This is a genomic window from Termitidicoccus mucosus, assembly GCF_038725785.1.
Classification (GTDB): domain Bacteria; phylum Verrucomicrobiota; class Verrucomicrobiia; order Opitutales; family Opitutaceae; genus Termitidicoccus; species Termitidicoccus mucosus.
Genome location: NZ_CP109796.1, coordinates 7,370,669 through 7,385,812, shown reverse-complemented (window position 1 = coordinate 7,385,812; position 15,144 = coordinate 7,370,669). Strand labels below are relative to the sequence as shown.

The window sequence follows — 15,144 nt, the reverse complement described above, 5'->3', positions numbered from 1 at the left end:
TAATCAGTCTTTCAGAAACAGCCGGCGACTCCGCGAGGCAGCAGGCATCGGCCGCCGGTTTTTTCAATCCTTGTCGATGCGCAAGAACCTGCCGTCCTTGTTGAACTTCAGCTCCACGCGGTTGAGCAATTTGACCTCATAGCCGCGGCGCTCCGCGGAGATTTTTGTCGCCGGCTGGTCCGGGTAATTCTTTTTCAAATACTCGAGAATCGCCGCGGGCAGCACGCTTTCGGGAAGGGGAACGGCACCGCCGTCCACTTCAAGCCAGGCGCCCTTGGGATTGAATTCGAGCTCCACGCGGTTGCCCAGCACGACTTCGTATTTCGAGTCGTGCCTCCGGTTGTCATCGTCGTCAACCGTCACTCGCTGGATGGTCTCATTCGGGAAATGTTGCGCGATGTATTTTGTCGCAGCCCCGGGCAGCGCGGCGGCGTCGGCGACACGGTCGCCGGCCGGGGCCACCAGGCCCAATCCGAAAATGACAAAAAGGAAGAGGAGTTTTTTCATGATATTTCAGGTATTGGTTTTGGAAAAACACGACCGTGCCCGGCCATGCGCTCATCCTTGAAAACACAGGGAGGAACGCAAAGTTGCATATACTTTGCCCATAGTGCGAAACACGGCGCGCAAACCGATGGCGCCGTGCAACAAAAAACCCGGCGCAAGGCCGGGTCGAGGAACAGGAAGGTGTTGCCGCCGGGTCAGACCGCCGCGTCGCCGTGTTCGCCGGTGCGGATGCGGACGACGTCGGACACGGGCACGACAAAGATCTTGCCGTCGCCGATTTTGCCGGTCTTGGCGGCCTTGCTGATGGTGTCGACGATTTTGGCGACGAGTTCGTCCTCGGCCACGATTTCCACTTTCACCTTCGGGAGAAAATCCACCGTGTATTCGCTGCCGCGATAAATCTCCGTATGGCCTTTTTGCCGTCCGAAGCCCTTGACCTCGGTAACGGTCATTCCCTCGATGCCGATTCCGGCGAGGGATTCTTTCACTTCCTCCAATTTGAAGGGTTTGATGATGGCAATGATGAGTTTCATGCGGGAAGTTTATGAATGTTGGATGAACACGCGCAAGGCGCAGGGGAATCTTGCGCCGGACCGCCCTTCACATCAAGCCGTGTTTTGCCCGCGCCGGAGAAAACTTTCGCGCGCGCGTTCCCTTCACTTCCTCGATCCGTCCTTCGGCTTCGATTTGGGCGGACGGTTGCCGTATTTGGCGCGCTGCTCCTTTATCCAGCGCTGCCAGAGCCGCTCGGTCTCGCGCATTTCCTCGCGACGCTTCGCGAATTCCTCGCGTTGCGCGTCCGTGAGCACGGCCTCGATGTCCGCGTTGAGCTTCTCGGCGAGCGTCTGCGTGTTCTTGCGCAGAACCTGCTGTTCCTTGACGAACTGCTGCACGATCGGGGTGATTTTCGCGCGCTGCTCCTCGGTCAGGTCAACGAGGTCGGAAATGCGGCGCCATTGCCCGGCGGTCATTTGCTCGACGGCTTTTTTCTGCACCAGGCCGCGGGCGTAGCGCACCGAGAGAAAGCCGCCGGTGATCGCGCCGCACAAAAAGATGCCGATGAAGGCGAAGGCAACGAGGACGTTTTTGTTCATCACGAGGCTTGGTCGGACGAGTCAACGAGGGCCACGGGTTCGCCCAGCGTGGCGATATCCTCCTGCATGGCGTTCACGATCGCGCCGTAGTTGAGCGCGACGCTCGCGATCGCGAGCAGGCAGGCGAACCCGAGCGCGCGCAGCGAGAACCGCGCGAAGAGCGAGGCGGCGGCGGGCTGGGTGATGCCCATGGCGCGGGCGACGACGCGCACGGCGAATCCATAGGGCGCGGCGGCGTCGCTCACATCGGCGGCGCGGCGCGCGGCGGCGGCGAGGCGGGCCCACTCGGGCGGTGTCGGTTGCAAAGGATTCATGAGCGTTCCTTTTGTTTGAGTTCGAGAAAGAGTTTGTGGAGTTTTCGGCGGGCGCGGAAAGCGCGGACCTTGATGAGTGTTTTGCCCCAGCCGGTGAGTTCGCTGATCTCGGCGACGGATTTTTGCGCGAGGTCGAGCAACTGGATGACCATGCGGTCGGAGGGATTGAGCTGGTCGAGAAGTTTGCGCACGAGTTCGCTCGACGCAAGCGCATCGCCCGCGTCCGCCGCCTGGTCGCTCACGAGCACGCGGTCGAGCATGTCGGCCTCGCCCTCGGAAAGGTCCGCCCAGCGGAATTCGGGGCGGCGTTTTTGCGCGCGCAGGTGGTCGATGCAGGTCGTCACCGCGATGCGCGACACCCAGTGCGGAAGCGGCATTGTCCCTTGATACTGGTCGATGCGGGAGAACATTTTCATGAACACCTCCTGGGCCAGATCCTCCTCCTGGACGCGCCGCGGCAGGTGGGAGCGGACGATGCGGATGACCACCGGATAGAGCCGTTCCACGAGCTCGCGCGCCGCCAACTGGTCGCCCGCGCGCACGCGCTCCAAGGAGCGGGCGTAGTCATACGGCGCGGCGGCGTCATCAGGCATGGTGCGAGGATGGAAACAGTGTCATGCACGAAATTCAAGACGCGTCCGGCGGCGGGAAGTTACGGAGCGCGATTGGCGGGCGGCAAGGCCCCCGCGCCGCCCTGCCCCACCCCGGACATGGGCGGATGCCCCGCCCCCGCCAGGCCAGGCCCATCACGGACCGGAAGTCCCCGCCATTTTCGCATCCGGCGGCGGCGCGGCTTCGAGCCAGCGGACATCCAGCACCCCCGGATAAATCCGCCGGGTGAGCCCCCGCATCACGCGCAAGTCCTCCACGGCGACGGCGCGCATCCGCGACGACAGGTGGGTGCCTTTGTCGGGGAAATACACGCAGAGGCGGTTGGAAAACGAAAACGCCGTCGCCGCGCCGTGCCTCATCCGTCCGCGGGAGTCCTTGTAATCGAACAAAAACACCCGGGCGCGGCGAAACCTGCCCAGTTCGCTGGCCACGCGGGTCGCGTCGCGGATGTCCTCGTTCTTGTCGTTTTCGAGGAATGGCGCCGGCGCGGCAGCCGGCGAAATCCGCCCGGCATCGTCGCGATATCTGCCAAGCACCGCGTTGATCTGGGGGTATTTCGCGTAAACCTCCGGTCCGACGTCGGTCAGGTCGCCGCGGCGCGAGGCCGGGACCGAAAGCTTCGACAGGCCGAAATTCACGTCATACATCCAGAGTTTCCCGTTGTCCATGCACAGGGCGACGGCGTGGCCGAGGCCGACGGCGGAGGTGTCATCAAGGTGCCCCCATTGCAGCACGCGCGCCCAGCCCGCATCGCCGCCGTCGGACGCGGTGGCGCGCCATTGTTGGTAGGCGTCGTAAAAATGCACGGACTCGACGAAACACGAGTTGCGCACATCGAGTGATTCGTAGGGGAAAGGGATTTTCGCAGGCGGCACCGCGACCTGACGCGGACGCGGCGCCGCGGATTCCGCGGCGGGACACCCGATGAACGCGAGAGCGGGCGCCAGCGCGATGAATAAAAAGGTCGTTGGGAAACGCCGCGTGCACATGCGGCGGAATTTCTCACGAGGACGCGGGAGAGTCAAATGGGAGGCAAAACGGAGAAAATGCACGGCAAGGCAGGAATTTGCATTTTCGCGGGCCGGGGCCGGGATGCCTGCATACATCTATTTGACCGGTTGCGTGATCCAGCCGGGGCCGGCCGATTCACGGCAGCAGTTCCTCGATCCGATGCGCGAGGGCGGTGCTGGATTCGTCGAGCCAGCGCGCGCCTTTTTTCAAGGTGGCGGCGGTTGCGTCGCCCATCACCCCGGAGGCCGAAATGTCCCTGGTGAGCCAGGCGAACACCGCGGGAGCGCCGCCGGGACGGAGTTCGCCGGGATCGTCAACCTGCGCGGGATGCTCGCGCACGGCCCGGTCCATGCGCACGAGTTTGCCGGCGCAGGCAAGCATGAGCGCGGTCTCCCATTCTCCGGCGTGGAAACCGTTGGCGGCTTCCTGCGCGGAGAGGTCCGCCGGGCGGGGCAAACCGAGCATGCCGGCGCGCAGGCCGAGCACGGTCTGGATTTCGCGCAGGGTGTAAACGATGACCGGGCTGTTGCCACCGTGGGTGTTGAGGATGGCGATGTGGCGGAAACCGAGGCCGCGCAGGTGCGCGGCGAGCGCGAGCAGGAGGCGGCGAAGGGTGCGGGCGGAAAGGCTCACGGTGCCGGGAAAGCCGGCGTGCTCGTTGCTTTTCCCGCAGGTGACGGGCGGCGCGACAAACACGCGCGGCGCGGCGGCGGGGGAAAGCTTCGGGAGCGCGTGGTTGAGCCAGGCCTGGCCGAGAATCGCGTCAACGCCGACGGGCAGGTGGCGCCCGTGCTGTTCGATGGCGCCGGTCGGGATGATGACGAGGGCGCGGGCCTTGTCGGCAAACGCATCGAGCCGCGCCTGCGTGAGCGCAGGCAGGTAGCGCGCCCGGTAGGGCGCGGCGAAGGCGCTCCCGGCGGTGGAAACAGGATAGCTTTCCGGCAGGCGCGGGAGCATCACGGGCGCGCGGTGACTGGCCGCGGCGCGCGGGTCGGCGCCGAGGGGCGGATGCGCGTCGATTTCGGCGAGCAGGCGGGCGAGATGGCGGGCGGTGCTGTCGATGAGCGCGACGGGATCGGGCGCGAGCACCGGCGGCGGCAGCGGCGCGGGTTGACGGAAATTTCCGGGACGGAACGCGAGGTCGCGCACGTCGGCGGGGCGCGCCCCGCCGGTGTCGGGCGTGACGCCGAGCACATGCGCGGCAATGGCCTGCGCGTCGGCGCGGCCGGCGCCGGCAGGGTGGAAGTCGGGGCCGAGCCCGGCGAGGTTGATGACAAAGGTCTGGAGGCCCGGCTCCGCGCGCAGGTCAATGGCGGCGGCATCGACGAGCTCCTTGTTCCACGGGCTGGTGCAGAAAAAAACGAGGCGGGTGAAACCGGCGTCCTTCACGCCGCCGGAGATTTCCCGGATGAGGGCGTGGGCGTCATCGGGATCGAGCCCGAAGTGAGTGTGCGGATACGGCGCGAGCCCGAAGCGAAGCGGCGGCAGGACGACGAGCGGCAGGACGGACTTTGCCTTGGTGACGGCGCGGCGGAGGATGGCGCCACCGGCGGCTTCCTCCGCATCGAGCGGGAGGCCCAGCCCGTGGTCGGCAAAACCGTGGACGGGCAGGATGACAAGAGCGCGGCGCTTGTCGGGAAACGCGTCAAAATCGCTCCATGCGCGGTGTGCCCATGCGGTGTCGAAATCGGCGTCGGCCAGCCATGTCATGCTCATGCGCGGAGTATGCGTGTCCGTGGCGGCGGGGAGCGAGTGTTTTGTGACGGCCGGCCGGCCGTCGGGTGCGACTCAAAGCGGTGTCATTCCATCTTCCCTCTTTATTCTTAATCTTTCTCTTTCGTCAGGAGCGGGACGGGTGGCACGGGCGTCCCCGCCCGTGGACGGCGCTCCGCGCCGCAAACTTCTCGGACACATGGGCGGGGACGCCCATGCCACGCAATCCCACAGGCCGTCCCTCCAAAAATCCAAACGACAAGGGACATCATTCGGGTTTCGCGGACGAAGCGTTTTTTCCCCCCTGGCCGGCATCGTCGCCCGGCTTGTTCTCGACGACTTCGGCCTCGCCGACCGTGACCGTGCCCTTGCGGATCTTCTCGTAGATCGTCGCGGGCAGGCCGTCCTGACCGAGGAAGTCGCCGCCCTTGTCGAGAAGACCGGGAATCGCGGCGGCGAGGGAGGTGCTGGAATTCGGTGTGCTGAATTTTGCACGCCAAAGGATGGCGCGCTTTTTGCCGGGCTCAAACGACTTGGCGTCGTAGGCGCCGATGAGGAGAAAGTAGCGCCCGTCGGAGAGATCGGGGACGTTCAGCGTCATGTCGATGCTGTTGGGGGTGGTGTCGGTTTTGTTGGTGGTGACGAGGGCGAGCATCTGGCCGCGATTGAGCTGGGCCGGGGGCATCTCGGGATCGCCCGTGTCGAGTTCGTCGGGATTGATGCTGCCCCAGGCATACACGATGACGAGCGATGGTTTCGGCGTGGCGGCGGTGGCGCGGATATAATGCTGTTTCGCGAGCGTCTGCACGATCTGGGGCTCGACCTCGCTGTTTTCCGGGGGTTTTTGCTCTCCGGCGTAAACCGCGCCGAGTTCGAGCGCGCCGACTGAAACGAGATAATAGTAGGCGGGTTTTTCGGCGGTGGGCGGAACGAATTTCGCCCCGGCCTTGGTGCGGTCGGCGGCGACGGTGACCTCGCTGCCGTAGTCCCCAAATGTGCCGCAGGAGGACAGGAATGCGACGGCGCAGAGGGGCAGAACGATTCGCGCTAACAGGACCGGAAGAGTTTTTTTCATTGAGGGGCTGTTCAGTAAGGTGATGCAAAAGCAGGATGACGCCCTTTGTGCAACACCGGTTTCAAGGAACCTCGCTGGAACCAAGGGACAGCCACGTGGAGGGCTTCGCCTGCGAAGCCCCCACGGTCGAATCCATCCCTGGCCCTAGCCTTTGGTCGAGGCGCTGCGGCGGACGACCCAGTTGATGATGGCATCGTCGTTGTTTTCGTAGCGCCACACCAGGTTCAGGAATTCGTGCGGAAGGATGTCATGCTGCTTGAAGAAGCCCCGGTCGCCTCCGCAGCAATACATGAGCGACGACGGCAACTCGCCGCGAAGCTTGGCCTTCGCCTTCGGGATGAGGCGCGGGAGCCACTCGATGCCGCGGATGGCGTCGGTCTTGGCGGGGAGCCGGGACTCGTCGAGAATGGCGGAGGAGGTTTTGCCGCCCTGCTGGTTGAGGTAGTAGTCGCGGCGCACGAGTTCGATGCCGAGGGCGCGGTCATAACCGGGCTCGCCGTCGTAGTTGTTGTGATCCTCGGCGTAGTCGTAGAGATGCTGCGCGGTGATGCCGTTGGCGGCGAGGAACGCGGTTTCGTCGGACGTGAAATACGTCCCGGCCCCGCGCTGGCCCTTGGCGTAAAGCGCGACGGCTTTGTCATAGAGTGCGCGGAATGTCTGGGGGAATGTGTAGTGGCTCATGGTGATTATGACGGATTAATATAGTGGATTAAATCGTTCGTGTTCTCGCCCTCCCTTTTGTTCTCTTTCCTCTTTATTCTTTATCTTTCACTTTCATCCATTCCCCGGCGCGAGGCTGGGGAGAGAGAGAAAGAATAAAGATAAAGAATAAAGAGGAAAGAAGGGAGCGCGCCTGGCCGGTTAAATTCATTGCGGGAGGGCAATCACATGCGCGGCATCCCGCCACCTTGCGACTGCATGGCTTCCATCTGGCGCATCATTTTGCGGCCGCCTTTGCCCTTCAGCATGCGCATCATTTTTTGCATTTGCTGGAATTGCTTGAGGAGCTGGTTCACCTCGGCGATTTTCACCCCCGCCCCGTTGGCGATGCGGAGGCGGCGGTTGCCATTCAGGATTTCGGGCTTGCGGCGTTCCTGGGTGGTCATCGAGAGGATGATGGCCTCGGTGCGGGCCATGGATTTCTCTGCGGAGGCGTCGAGCTTCACGCCGTTCATGCCGGGAAGCATCCCGAGGACGCTTTCCATGGAACCGAGTTTCTTGACCTGACGCATCTGGGCGAGGAAGTCCTCCAGGTTGAAGTCGGCTTTGCGGAGCTTTTCCGCCATGCGCTCGGCCTCCGCCTGGTCGATGTTCTCCTGCGCCTTTTCGACCAGGGACACGACATCGCCCATGCCGAGGATGCGCGAGGCGAGGCGGTCGGGATGAAACGTCTCGAAGTCGGCCGTCTTTTCGCCGGTGCCGACGAATTTGATGGGGACGCCGGTGATGGTCTTGATCGAGAGGGCCGCGCCGCCGCGGGCGTCGCCATCGAGCTTGGTGAGGACGAGGCCGGTAAGCGCGAGGGCGTCGTGAAAGGTTTTGGCGACGTTGACGGCCTCCTGGCCGAGCGCGCCGTCGGCGACGAGGAAGACTTCGTCGGGATTGACGCGGGCGCGGAGTTTTTTGACTTCCTCAATGAGGTCGGCGTCGATCTGGAGGCGTCCGGCGGTGTCGAAGATGATCGCGTCGGCGGCAGCGGCGCGGGCGGCGTCGAGCGCGGCGGCCCCGATGGCGGGGACATCCTTCGAGGCGCGGTCGGCGTAGAAGCCGAGCTCCTCCTGTTTTGCGAGGATTTCGAGCTGGTCGATGGCGGCGGGACGGTAGATGTCGCAGCCGACGACGAAGGGCTTGTAACCGCGTTTTTTGAGGAGCTTGCCCAGCTTCGCGGCCGAGGTGGTTTTTCCGGAGCCATGCAGGCCGACCATGAGGACGCGCAACGGGCGCGCGGCGGAAAGCTCGGTGCTGCCTTCGCCGAGGAGGCGGACGAGTTCGTCGTGGATGATCTTGACGATCTGCTGGCCGGGGGAGACGCCCTTGAGGACATCCTGGCCGACGCACTGCGTTTTTACGCGGTCAACGAATTCGCGGGCGACTTTGAAATGGACATCGGCGGAAAGGAGCGCGGTGCGCACTTCCTTGAGCGCATCCTCCATGTTTTCTTCGGAGAGCCTGCCGACGCCGCGGAGATTGCGGAGTGCCTGGCCCAGTTTGTCTGTAAGGGATTCGAACATGTGCAGGGAAACAATGAATGCCGGAACGGGAAAATGGCCAGCTTTTCGTTTGGCGGCATGGGCGGAATGGCGGTTTCCCGCCGCGCCCCCGCTACCCATTGTGCGACCGGCCCCGTTCCGCCAAGCCTGCAAGTGATTGTTGACATCATCAGGCGGGGAATGCTGTTTTGTCCGTTTTCCAAATGAACATCCTCATCGGCATCGGCACTTTCATTCTTGTTATCGTCTCCCTCTTCCTCGTCCTCATCATCCTCATGCAGAAGGCGAAGACCGACGGCGGCATGGGCGCGACCCTCGGCGGCGGCGCGGCCGAGGCGGCCTTCGGCGCCGAGACCGGCAATGTGCTCACCAGCGCGACGCGCACCACGGCGATCATCTTCTTCGTGTTGGCCTTTCTCCTTTATCTCGGGCACATTTACACGCACAGCCACCACCGCGCGGCCACGGCCCTGCCCGATATCCCGGCGCCCGCCGCCCCCGCAACTCCGGCCCCTGACACGACACCCGCGCCCGTCCCCGCCAACGAGACGGCTCCCGCCCAGGACACAGCTCCCGCGGCCACGGCCCCCGCTCCCGCGTCGTAAACGACCGCGACCGGCGGCACCTCCGGCACTTCTTTACCGGGCGATGAGCGCGAACGCATTTTTCATCAGGCAGGCGGCACGAATCGCCTGCCTTGTTTTTTTTCTGGGCGCGACGGCCGGACCGCTTGCGGCGCAGTCGAAACGCTATCGCCCGCAACCCCATTACGTGCAGCTCGCGCCGCCCGACCAGGCAAAGGGCCGCGGTATTCTTGAAGATTTTCGCCAGCGCGGGATCGAAAAGGATTATTACCTCGAATTCGACCTGCGCGTGATGCCGCGGCGCGGCGCGGAAAAACGCATTCCCTGCCGCGCCTGGGGCGGGCGCAACCCGAACGGCCCGGTCTCCCGCATCGAACTCCAGCTCTCGCCGGAGGGCGCGGCTCAGCGCCTGCTCGTGCAAAACGGCCCGGCCAGCGCGATCTGGAACTGGCACGGGGAGGAGCCGGGCATGACGGCGCGCCTGGATGCGTCGGCCATGTTTGCCCCGCTCGGCGGCACGGAACTGACGCCGTTTGATCTGCAAATGCCGTTCATCTTCTGGGACGATTTCGTTTACGAAGGCGTCACCCGCCAGGGCGACCGGCCGATGCAGACGTTTTTGATGTATCCGCCCGAGACCATCGCCGCGCAAAACCCGGCGATCACGGGCGTGCGCATGTTTGTCGATTCCGCTTATCACGCGATGATGCGCTTTCAGGTCATCGGCGAGGACGGCCGCGTCCTGAAAACCATGCAGCTCGGCTCGTTCAAGAAAGTGGACGAGCAGTGGCTGATGAAAGAAATCGACTTCCGCAACGACGAGACACGCGACAAGACCCGCTTCGACCTCACCGCCGCCGCCGCCGGACTCGACCTGCCCCCCGGAATTTTCTCTCCGGAAACGCTCGCGCAGGCCATCCCGCCGCCCGCGCGCGAACGCCTGACGCGGATGTGAGCTCCCCCCTCCCCCACTCAATCGTTCTTGTTCTCTTGCTCGTTCTCTCTGTTTTCCGACAAGGCAACGCGCGCCCGGCGAGAACGATTACGATTCACAAACCCCGCCGAATCCACGAACCTCCCCGGCTCACACAATGGATTCCCCCTTCGAAACCAACGACCCGCTCCCGTCCGCCGCGCAGCCCTTCGCGCCGGCCACGCCGCCGCCGCCCGCCGGCATCCCCGCCATCGACTTCCGCGCCGCGCTCAATGACGAGCAATACGCCGCCGTCACCGCCGAGCCCGGCCCGCTCCTCGTCCTCGCCGGCGCCGGCTCCGGCAAGACCCGCACCCTCACCTACCGCGTCGCCTACCTGCTCTCGCAAGGCGTCCGCCCCGGCGACATCCTCCTGCTCACCTTCACCAACAAGGCCGCCAAGGAAATGCTCCACCGCGTCGAGGAGCTCACCGGCGTCGAGCCGCGCCGCTTCTGGGGCGGCACTTTTCACTCCATCGGGCACCGCGCGCTCCGCATGTTCGGCGAGGAAATCGGCCTCCCGAAAAATTTCACCATCCTCGACGCCGACGAATCCGAGACGCTCCTCAAGCAGACCGTGGACACCGAGGACAAGGCCTTTTTCAAGGACAAGACCAACCCGCGCCCCGGCCCGCTCTTCAGCATCATCTCGCTCGCCCGCAACACCCGGCAGTCCATTCCCGACACCGTCGAGAAACAGTTCCCCCAGTATTCGGAAATCAAATACGCCATCCAGCCCTTCGCCGCCGCCTATGCCGAAAAGAAGCGCGCCCAGAACGTCTGCGACTACGACGACCTCCTCACCGGCTGGCTCGAGCTCCTCGAAAAAGCGCCCAACATCGCCGAGTATTTCGCGCACCGCTTCCGCCACCTCCTCGTCGATGAATACCAGGACACCAACACGCTCCAGTCCCAGATCATCGACCGCATCGCGCAGCACCACCGCGTGATGGCCGTCGGCGACGACGCCCAGTGCATCTATTCATGGCGCGGCGCCGATTTCGAAAACATCATGACGTTTCCCGAGCGCCATCCCGGCACCGTCATCCACCGCATCGAGACCAACTACCGCTCCACTCCCGAAATCCTCGACCTCGCCAACGGCGTCCTCGAGGCCCAGCCCAAGGGCCGCCACTTCGACAAGGAACTCCGCGCCGCCCGCGCCCACTCGCAAAAACCCATGGTCGTCGAGACGATCGACGACCGCGAGCAGGCCGAGTTTGTGCGCAAACGCATCCGCGCCCTCATCGAGGACGAAGGCGTCTCGCCCGGCCAGATCGCCATCCTCTACCGCTCGCATTTCATCGCCATGGAAATGCAGCTCGTCCTCTCCCGCGCCGCCATCCCCTACCATATCACCAGCGGCGTGAAGTTTTTCGACCGCCAGCACATCAAGGACATCGTCGCCCTCGTCACCTTTGTTTACAATCCCGGCAACGAAATGTCCTGGCAGCGCATCGCCTGCCTGCTTCCGAAAGTCGGCGAAAAAGGCGCGCAGAAAATCCACGCCGCCGCCCGCGAGCACGCCGCCCTCCTGCGCAAGGATTTCATCGACGCGCTTCACACCGACGACGTGCTCACCAAGGTCGCCAAGGACGCCCGCGCCGACTGGCCGAGTTTCTGCGACTCGCTCTCCGAGGTCGCCGAGACCATGCGCACCGCCGGCCCCGCCAGGACCATCGAAATCGCCATCGACGGCTGGTATGGCGACTACCTTCGCGGCGCGTTCGCCGACTACATCGAGCGCCTCGACGAACTCAAGGCGCTCGCCGGCTTCGCCGCCCGCTTCGAGACCATCCAGGATTTTCTCGCGCAAATCGTCCTGCTCAACGGAGAGACCAGCGACCGCCAGGTCGATCCCGATGCCGAGGCCGTGAAACTCACGACCGTGCACCAGGCCAAGGGGCTCGAATACGACGTGGTGTTCGTGATCGGCCTGGCCGACGGCCAGTTCCCCGGACGCCGCGCCATCGAAGCCGGCGATGTCGAGGAGGAGCGCCGCCTCTTTTATGTCGCCGTCACGCGCGCCAAAAACGAACTCTACCTCTGCTATCCCAAGGTCGCGACCAAGGCCGGTCCCGGCGGCATGCTGCTAACGGCCAGCCGTTTCCTCACCGAAATTAATCCCGCCCTCTACGAACCGCTGCGCCTGCGCCGGGCCTTCTGGTAAGCGGCACTCTTCGCCGCCGCCTGTCACCCTTTGGAATGCGGTGGCACGGAGCGCGACAGCGTGGAAATGGTCGCACCGGAGGCGCGGTCCCGGAGCGAAGCGGAGGCGAGCCCGCCAGCGCCGTCTTTCCGGGCTGCCGTGTGCCGGCAGGATGCCGGCGCTCCCAGTCGCTCACGCGCGTGACCGCCCGCACCGCAGCCGTGGCCCGTCCGAAAACGCGCCAGCGACTGGGAGCGCCGGCGTCCCCGCCGGCACACGGCGCTCCGCGCGCCACGCAAATTCACGGTGGTGAGTGATGCCGAAGCCCTCCGGGCCAGTGTCATCCAAGGAAAACGCGCCGGCCCCGGTCAGCAGTTCACTTCTTCTTTTTCTTCAGGTTCTCGCGCACGGTCTCCGCCTGTTTGTCGTAGCCGTTGGCGGCCAGCCAGTCGGCGATCTTTTTGTCCGGAAAATCCGCGGCGGCTTTCAGCGCCACGTCCTTTTCCTCCGGGCGGACGGCGTTTTTCAGCACATACTCCAGCACGTCCGCGCGCACGCCGGCGCGGCTCATCACATTGGCGAGCGAAACCTGCGCGAGCATCTTGTCGCGCCCGTCGGCCGAAGCCTTCGCCATCGCGAGCAGCGCGTCGAACGCGGTCTGGTTTTTCCAGCCGCCCAGCGTGCGGATGGCGTCGCTTCTCAAGCCGTCGTCAAAGGCGCGCTGGCAGAAGCGGACCGCGTCCGCGTCGCCTTGCAGCACGGCGAAGCGCAGGCAGAACGCGCGGATGGCGGCGTCGCTTTTCTCATAGGCGGCGGTCGTCGCGTTGAACATCGGCGCGGTGAAAAGCGCCTGCGAGATGCGCGTCAGCGCGCGCTGCATCGCGCCGCGCAGCGCGGCGTCCTTTTCGCCGGGCAGCCGGCGCATGAGCTCCGCGAAAACAGTGTCGTCAGCGAGCGACTCGCAGACTTTCAGCATGGCGCGTTTTTCGTCCGCCGGCGCGTTGTCGTAGCCGGCGAGGAATTTTTTGGAAAAGTCCGACAGGTCCATCAGCGCCAGCGCCGCCCCGGCGAGCGCGGCCTCGTCCGGGTTTCCCGCGCCCAGCGCCGCCGCATACAGGTCGGCGCGGCCCGGCACCGCCGAGGACGCAAGATAAACCGCCATCTGCGCGGCCTGTTTTTTGTCGAGCAGCGGGGCGAAGGACAGCAGGCGCGAGAGGTCGCCCGCGGCGCCGCCGCGTTTCCACACCGCGTAGCCTATCGCGAGCGCGAGTTCCGGCGTTTTCGGGGCGAGTTTTTTCACGCTGCCAATGTCTTCGTTGCGCTCGGCCAGCGCGTAGGCGAGCCGCGGCTTCATCGTGTCGTCGAGCGCGTCAAAGGTGAGCCAGCCCGGCAGCGGCGCCCAGACGTTGGCGGCGAGCCAGCCGATGACATTGCCCAGCTCGCGCGCGTTGTCCGGCATCGCGGACGGAATCGCACGGTCCTTGTCCTTTCCGGACGGGACGCGTTTCCAATGCGCCGCGGCCTCGGCCAGATGCGAGCGCACGGCCTCGTCCTTCTCGGCCTTTGCAAGCGCGCCAAGACGCTCCGCCTGTTTTTGCACGCCGACCGCCTCGACGAGATGGGCGAGCAGCGTGCGGTAGCGGGATGTGCCGCGGCCCGACTCCAGCTCGCGCAGAAGAAAATCCTCCATCGCCGCGCAAAACGCCGCGTCGCCGTTGTGCCCATACGTCGCGAACACCAGCGTGTCGATGGCGTCCTTGTCCGCCGGCCCGTAATCGCAGTTTTCCAGCGCGCAAATTTGCGCCTCGGTCGGCGCGGGGAAAAACGGTTTCTCATCCGTGATAAACGCGGGACGCGCGGGCGGTTTCGGCTTCGGAATCGAAGTCGTGTCGGCGGCAAGGTCGCCGCAGGCGAACTGGAGCAGGCGCGTGTGCAATTCCTGGATTTCCGGCATGAGATACAGGGCGATGTCGTGGCCGAACGCGCTGTAGGCGACGCGCCCCTTGCCGTAATTTTTGATCCAGACCAGGGCGCAATCGCCATCGGCGCGGGCGTTCGGGCGCGGCGCGCAGCGGGCGAGGTCGAGCGCCATGAGCACGCGGAGCTTGTTCCGGTCGAACGCGTCGCCGAACATATACATTTCGTTTCGCGCCGTAAACTCACCGGCGGGCCAGAGGCCGCGCGTGACGGGCGAAACGGGGTCCTCCACCACCACGACGCTCGTTTCGCGCGCCGTCCACGGATGGCCGACGAAGTTACCCCCGATCATATCGACATACCCGGCGAAATATTCGCCGGCATTGCGGTTGCGGTAGGTGTCGCCGCCGGCGTGGATGCCGAAGACCGCGCCGCCCTCGCGGACGTAGGCGAGCAGGTTTTCGCGCAGGCGCGCGTCGCGGGCCAGTATTTCCGCCTGTTTCTCGGCGGGCATTTTTTTCAATTCCGGCTGCGGTTCGGCAAACGGGCGTCCCGTCGTGTTGTTCATCACCACGCAGTCGAAGCGGCGCAGCGCGGCGGGCTCGAAGTTGGCGAGGTCGTCGCTGACGACGGTCTCCCACGCGCCGGTCTGCGCCCCGGTTTTTTCAATCACATATTTTGCCACCACGATGCCTTGGTAATGGCGGAAATCGCTCGTGCGGGAAAACACGAGCACCCGGCGTTTTTTTGCCGGCGCGACGGACGCCCGCGCGGGCATCGCCGCGTCGAGTTCCGCCTTCTGCCTGTCCGTGAGCACCGGGTCGTCCTTGTAAGGATACCAGCCCTGCGCGGACAGCGCCGTGGAAAATATAATAGAGATTACAAAACAAAGAGCGGGGAGTTTTTTCATATGATTGAAATCGAGCAATGTATTATAAATTAATCATCATGGCGCCGGCGGCCTTGGTCCGAATCATTAATTATT

General features: G+C 64.5%; 14 protein-coding genes. 3 read left to right on the top strand and 11 right to left on the bottom strand.

Translation table 11 applies throughout. From position 1 onward, the window contains the following. Positions 1-63 precede the first annotated feature (63 nt). The 10 genes from OH491_RS25860 to ffh all read right to left on the bottom strand — a co-directional run bounded on the left by OH491_RS25860 (position 64) and on the right by ffh (position 8,557). The gene (locus tag OH491_RS25860; RefSeq protein WP_068768375.1) at positions 64-507 is read right to left on the bottom strand and encodes a PepSY-like domain-containing protein; all 444 of its coding nucleotides are present in this window, start codon (positions 505-507) and stop codon (positions 64-66) included. Between the two features lie 194 nt (positions 508-701). After that, complete coding sequence (locus OH491_RS25855) at positions 702-1,040, bottom strand: P-II family nitrogen regulator (protein ID WP_068768376.1); 339 nt, start codon at positions 1,038-1,040, stop codon at positions 702-704. A gap of 123 nt (positions 1,041-1,163) precedes the next feature. Then, complete coding sequence (locus OH491_RS25850; RefSeq protein WP_068768377.1) at positions 1,164-1,601, bottom strand: hypothetical protein; 438 nt, start codon at positions 1,599-1,601, stop codon at positions 1,164-1,166. Continuing rightward, complete coding sequence (locus tag OH491_RS25845) at positions 1,601-1,915, bottom strand: hypothetical protein (protein WP_068768378.1); 315 nt, start codon at positions 1,913-1,915, stop codon at positions 1,601-1,603. Before OH491_RS25845 ends, OH491_RS25850 begins: the two co-directional genes overlap by 1 nt. Continuing rightward, positions 1,912-2,508, bottom strand: coding sequence for an RNA polymerase sigma factor (locus OH491_RS25840; protein WP_068768379.1), 597 nt, complete (start codon positions 2,506-2,508; stop codon positions 1,912-1,914). Before OH491_RS25840 ends, OH491_RS25845 begins: the two co-directional genes overlap by 4 nt. Positions 2,509-2,661: 153 nt before the next feature. Further along, positions 2,662-3,516 carry a hypothetical protein gene (locus OH491_RS25835; protein ID WP_145928465.1) on the bottom strand — a complete coding sequence of 285 codons (855 nt, stop codon included), beginning with the start codon at positions 3,514-3,516 and terminating at the stop codon, positions 2,662-2,664. A gap of 157 nt (positions 3,517-3,673) precedes the next feature. Continuing rightward, positions 3,674-5,254, bottom strand: coding sequence for a creatininase family protein (locus OH491_RS25830; protein WP_342750759.1), 1,581 nt, complete (start codon positions 5,252-5,254; stop codon positions 3,674-3,676). A 265-nt stretch (positions 5,255-5,519) separates the two neighbouring features. After that, on the bottom strand, positions 5,520-6,326 hold the full coding sequence (locus tag OH491_RS25825) for a hypothetical protein (protein ID WP_068768381.1): 807 nt from the start codon (positions 6,324-6,326) through the stop codon (positions 5,520-5,522). A gap of 144 nt (positions 6,327-6,470) precedes the next feature. Continuing rightward, positions 6,471-7,007, bottom strand: a complete 537-nt coding sequence (locus tag OH491_RS25820) for a DUF5069 domain-containing protein (protein WP_068768382.1) — start codon at positions 7,005-7,007, stop codon at positions 6,471-6,473. 203 nt (positions 7,008-7,210) lie between these two features. Beyond that, the gene (gene ffh, locus OH491_RS25815; protein ID WP_068768383.1) at positions 7,211-8,557 is read right to left on the bottom strand and encodes a signal recognition particle protein; all 1,347 of its coding nucleotides are present in this window, start codon (positions 8,555-8,557) and stop codon (positions 7,211-7,213) included. Between the two features lie 182 nt (positions 8,558-8,739). Here ffh and secG point away from each other — a divergent pair, with 182 nt between their 5' ends. The 3 genes from secG (at position 8,740) to OH491_RS25800 (ending at position 12,263) form a co-directional block, all read left to right on the top strand. Continuing rightward, a complete protein-coding gene (secG, locus tag OH491_RS25810) occupies positions 8,740-9,141 on the top strand; it encodes a preprotein translocase subunit SecG (RefSeq protein ID WP_068768384.1) in 402 nt (133 codons plus the stop codon). A gap of 43 nt (positions 9,142-9,184) precedes the next feature. Continuing rightward, positions 9,185-10,075, top strand: a complete 891-nt coding sequence (locus tag OH491_RS25805) for an outer membrane lipoprotein-sorting protein (RefSeq protein WP_068768385.1) — start codon at positions 9,185-9,187, stop codon at positions 10,073-10,075. Between the two features lie 136 nt (positions 10,076-10,211). Further along, positions 10,212-12,263, top strand: coding sequence for an ATP-dependent helicase (locus OH491_RS25800; RefSeq protein ID WP_084441765.1), 2,052 nt, complete (start codon positions 10,212-10,214; stop codon positions 12,261-12,263). Between the two features lie 355 nt (positions 12,264-12,618). On the opposite strand, the gene OH491_RS25795 is transcribed toward OH491_RS25800, so the two are convergent. Next, entirely contained in the window at positions 12,619-15,069 is a 2,451-nt protein-coding gene (locus tag OH491_RS25795) for a ThuA domain-containing protein (RefSeq protein WP_145928467.1), read from the bottom strand. Positions 15,070-15,144: the final 75 nt, after the last annotated feature.

What these genes read in the sequence shown, in the direction of transcription:
- OH491_RS25860 (WP_068768375.1), bottom strand. Translation starts at nt 507, where the DNA reads ATGAAAAAACTCCTCTTCCTTTTTGTCATTTTCGGATTGGGCCTGGTG.
- OH491_RS25855 (WP_068768376.1), bottom strand. Translation starts at nt 1,040, where the DNA reads ATGAAACTCATCATTGCCATCATCAAACCCTTCAAATTGGAGGAAGTG.
- OH491_RS25850 (WP_068768377.1), bottom strand. Translation starts at nt 1,601, where the DNA reads ATGAACAAAAACGTCCTCGTTGCCTTCGCCTTCATCGGCATCTTTTTG.
- OH491_RS25845 (WP_068768378.1), bottom strand. Translation starts at nt 1,915, where the DNA reads ATGAATCCTTTGCAACCGACACCGCCCGAGTGGGCCCGCCTCGCCGCC.
- OH491_RS25840 (WP_068768379.1), bottom strand. Translation starts at nt 2,508, where the DNA reads ATGCCTGATGACGCCGCCGCGCCGTATGACTACGCCCGCTCCTTGGAG.
- OH491_RS25835 (WP_145928465.1), bottom strand. Translation starts at nt 3,516, where the DNA reads ATGTGCACGCGGCGTTTCCCAACGACCTTTTTATTCATCGCGCTGGCG.
- OH491_RS25830 (WP_342750759.1), bottom strand. Translation starts at nt 5,254, where the DNA reads ATGAGCATGACATGGCTGGCCGACGCCGATTTCGACACCGCATGGGCA.
- OH491_RS25825 (WP_068768381.1), bottom strand. Translation starts at nt 6,326, where the DNA reads ATGAAAAAAACTCTTCCGGTCCTGTTAGCGCGAATCGTTCTGCCCCTC.
- OH491_RS25820 (WP_068768382.1), bottom strand. Translation starts at nt 7,007, where the DNA reads ATGAGCCACTACACATTCCCCCAGACATTCCGCGCACTCTATGACAAA.
- ffh (WP_068768383.1), bottom strand. Translation starts at nt 8,557, where the DNA reads ATGTTCGAATCCCTTACAGACAAACTGGGCCAGGCACTCCGCAATCTC.
- secG (WP_068768384.1), top strand. Translation starts at nt 8,740, where the DNA reads ATGAACATCCTCATCGGCATCGGCACTTTCATTCTTGTTATCGTCTCC.
- OH491_RS25805 (WP_068768385.1), top strand. Translation starts at nt 9,185, where the DNA reads ATGAGCGCGAACGCATTTTTCATCAGGCAGGCGGCACGAATCGCCTGC.
- OH491_RS25800 (WP_084441765.1), top strand. Translation starts at nt 10,212, where the DNA reads ATGGATTCCCCCTTCGAAACCAACGACCCGCTCCCGTCCGCCGCGCAG.
- OH491_RS25795 (WP_145928467.1), bottom strand. Translation starts at nt 15,069, where the DNA reads ATGAAAAAACTCCCCGCTCTTTGTTTTGTAATCTCTATTATATTTTCC.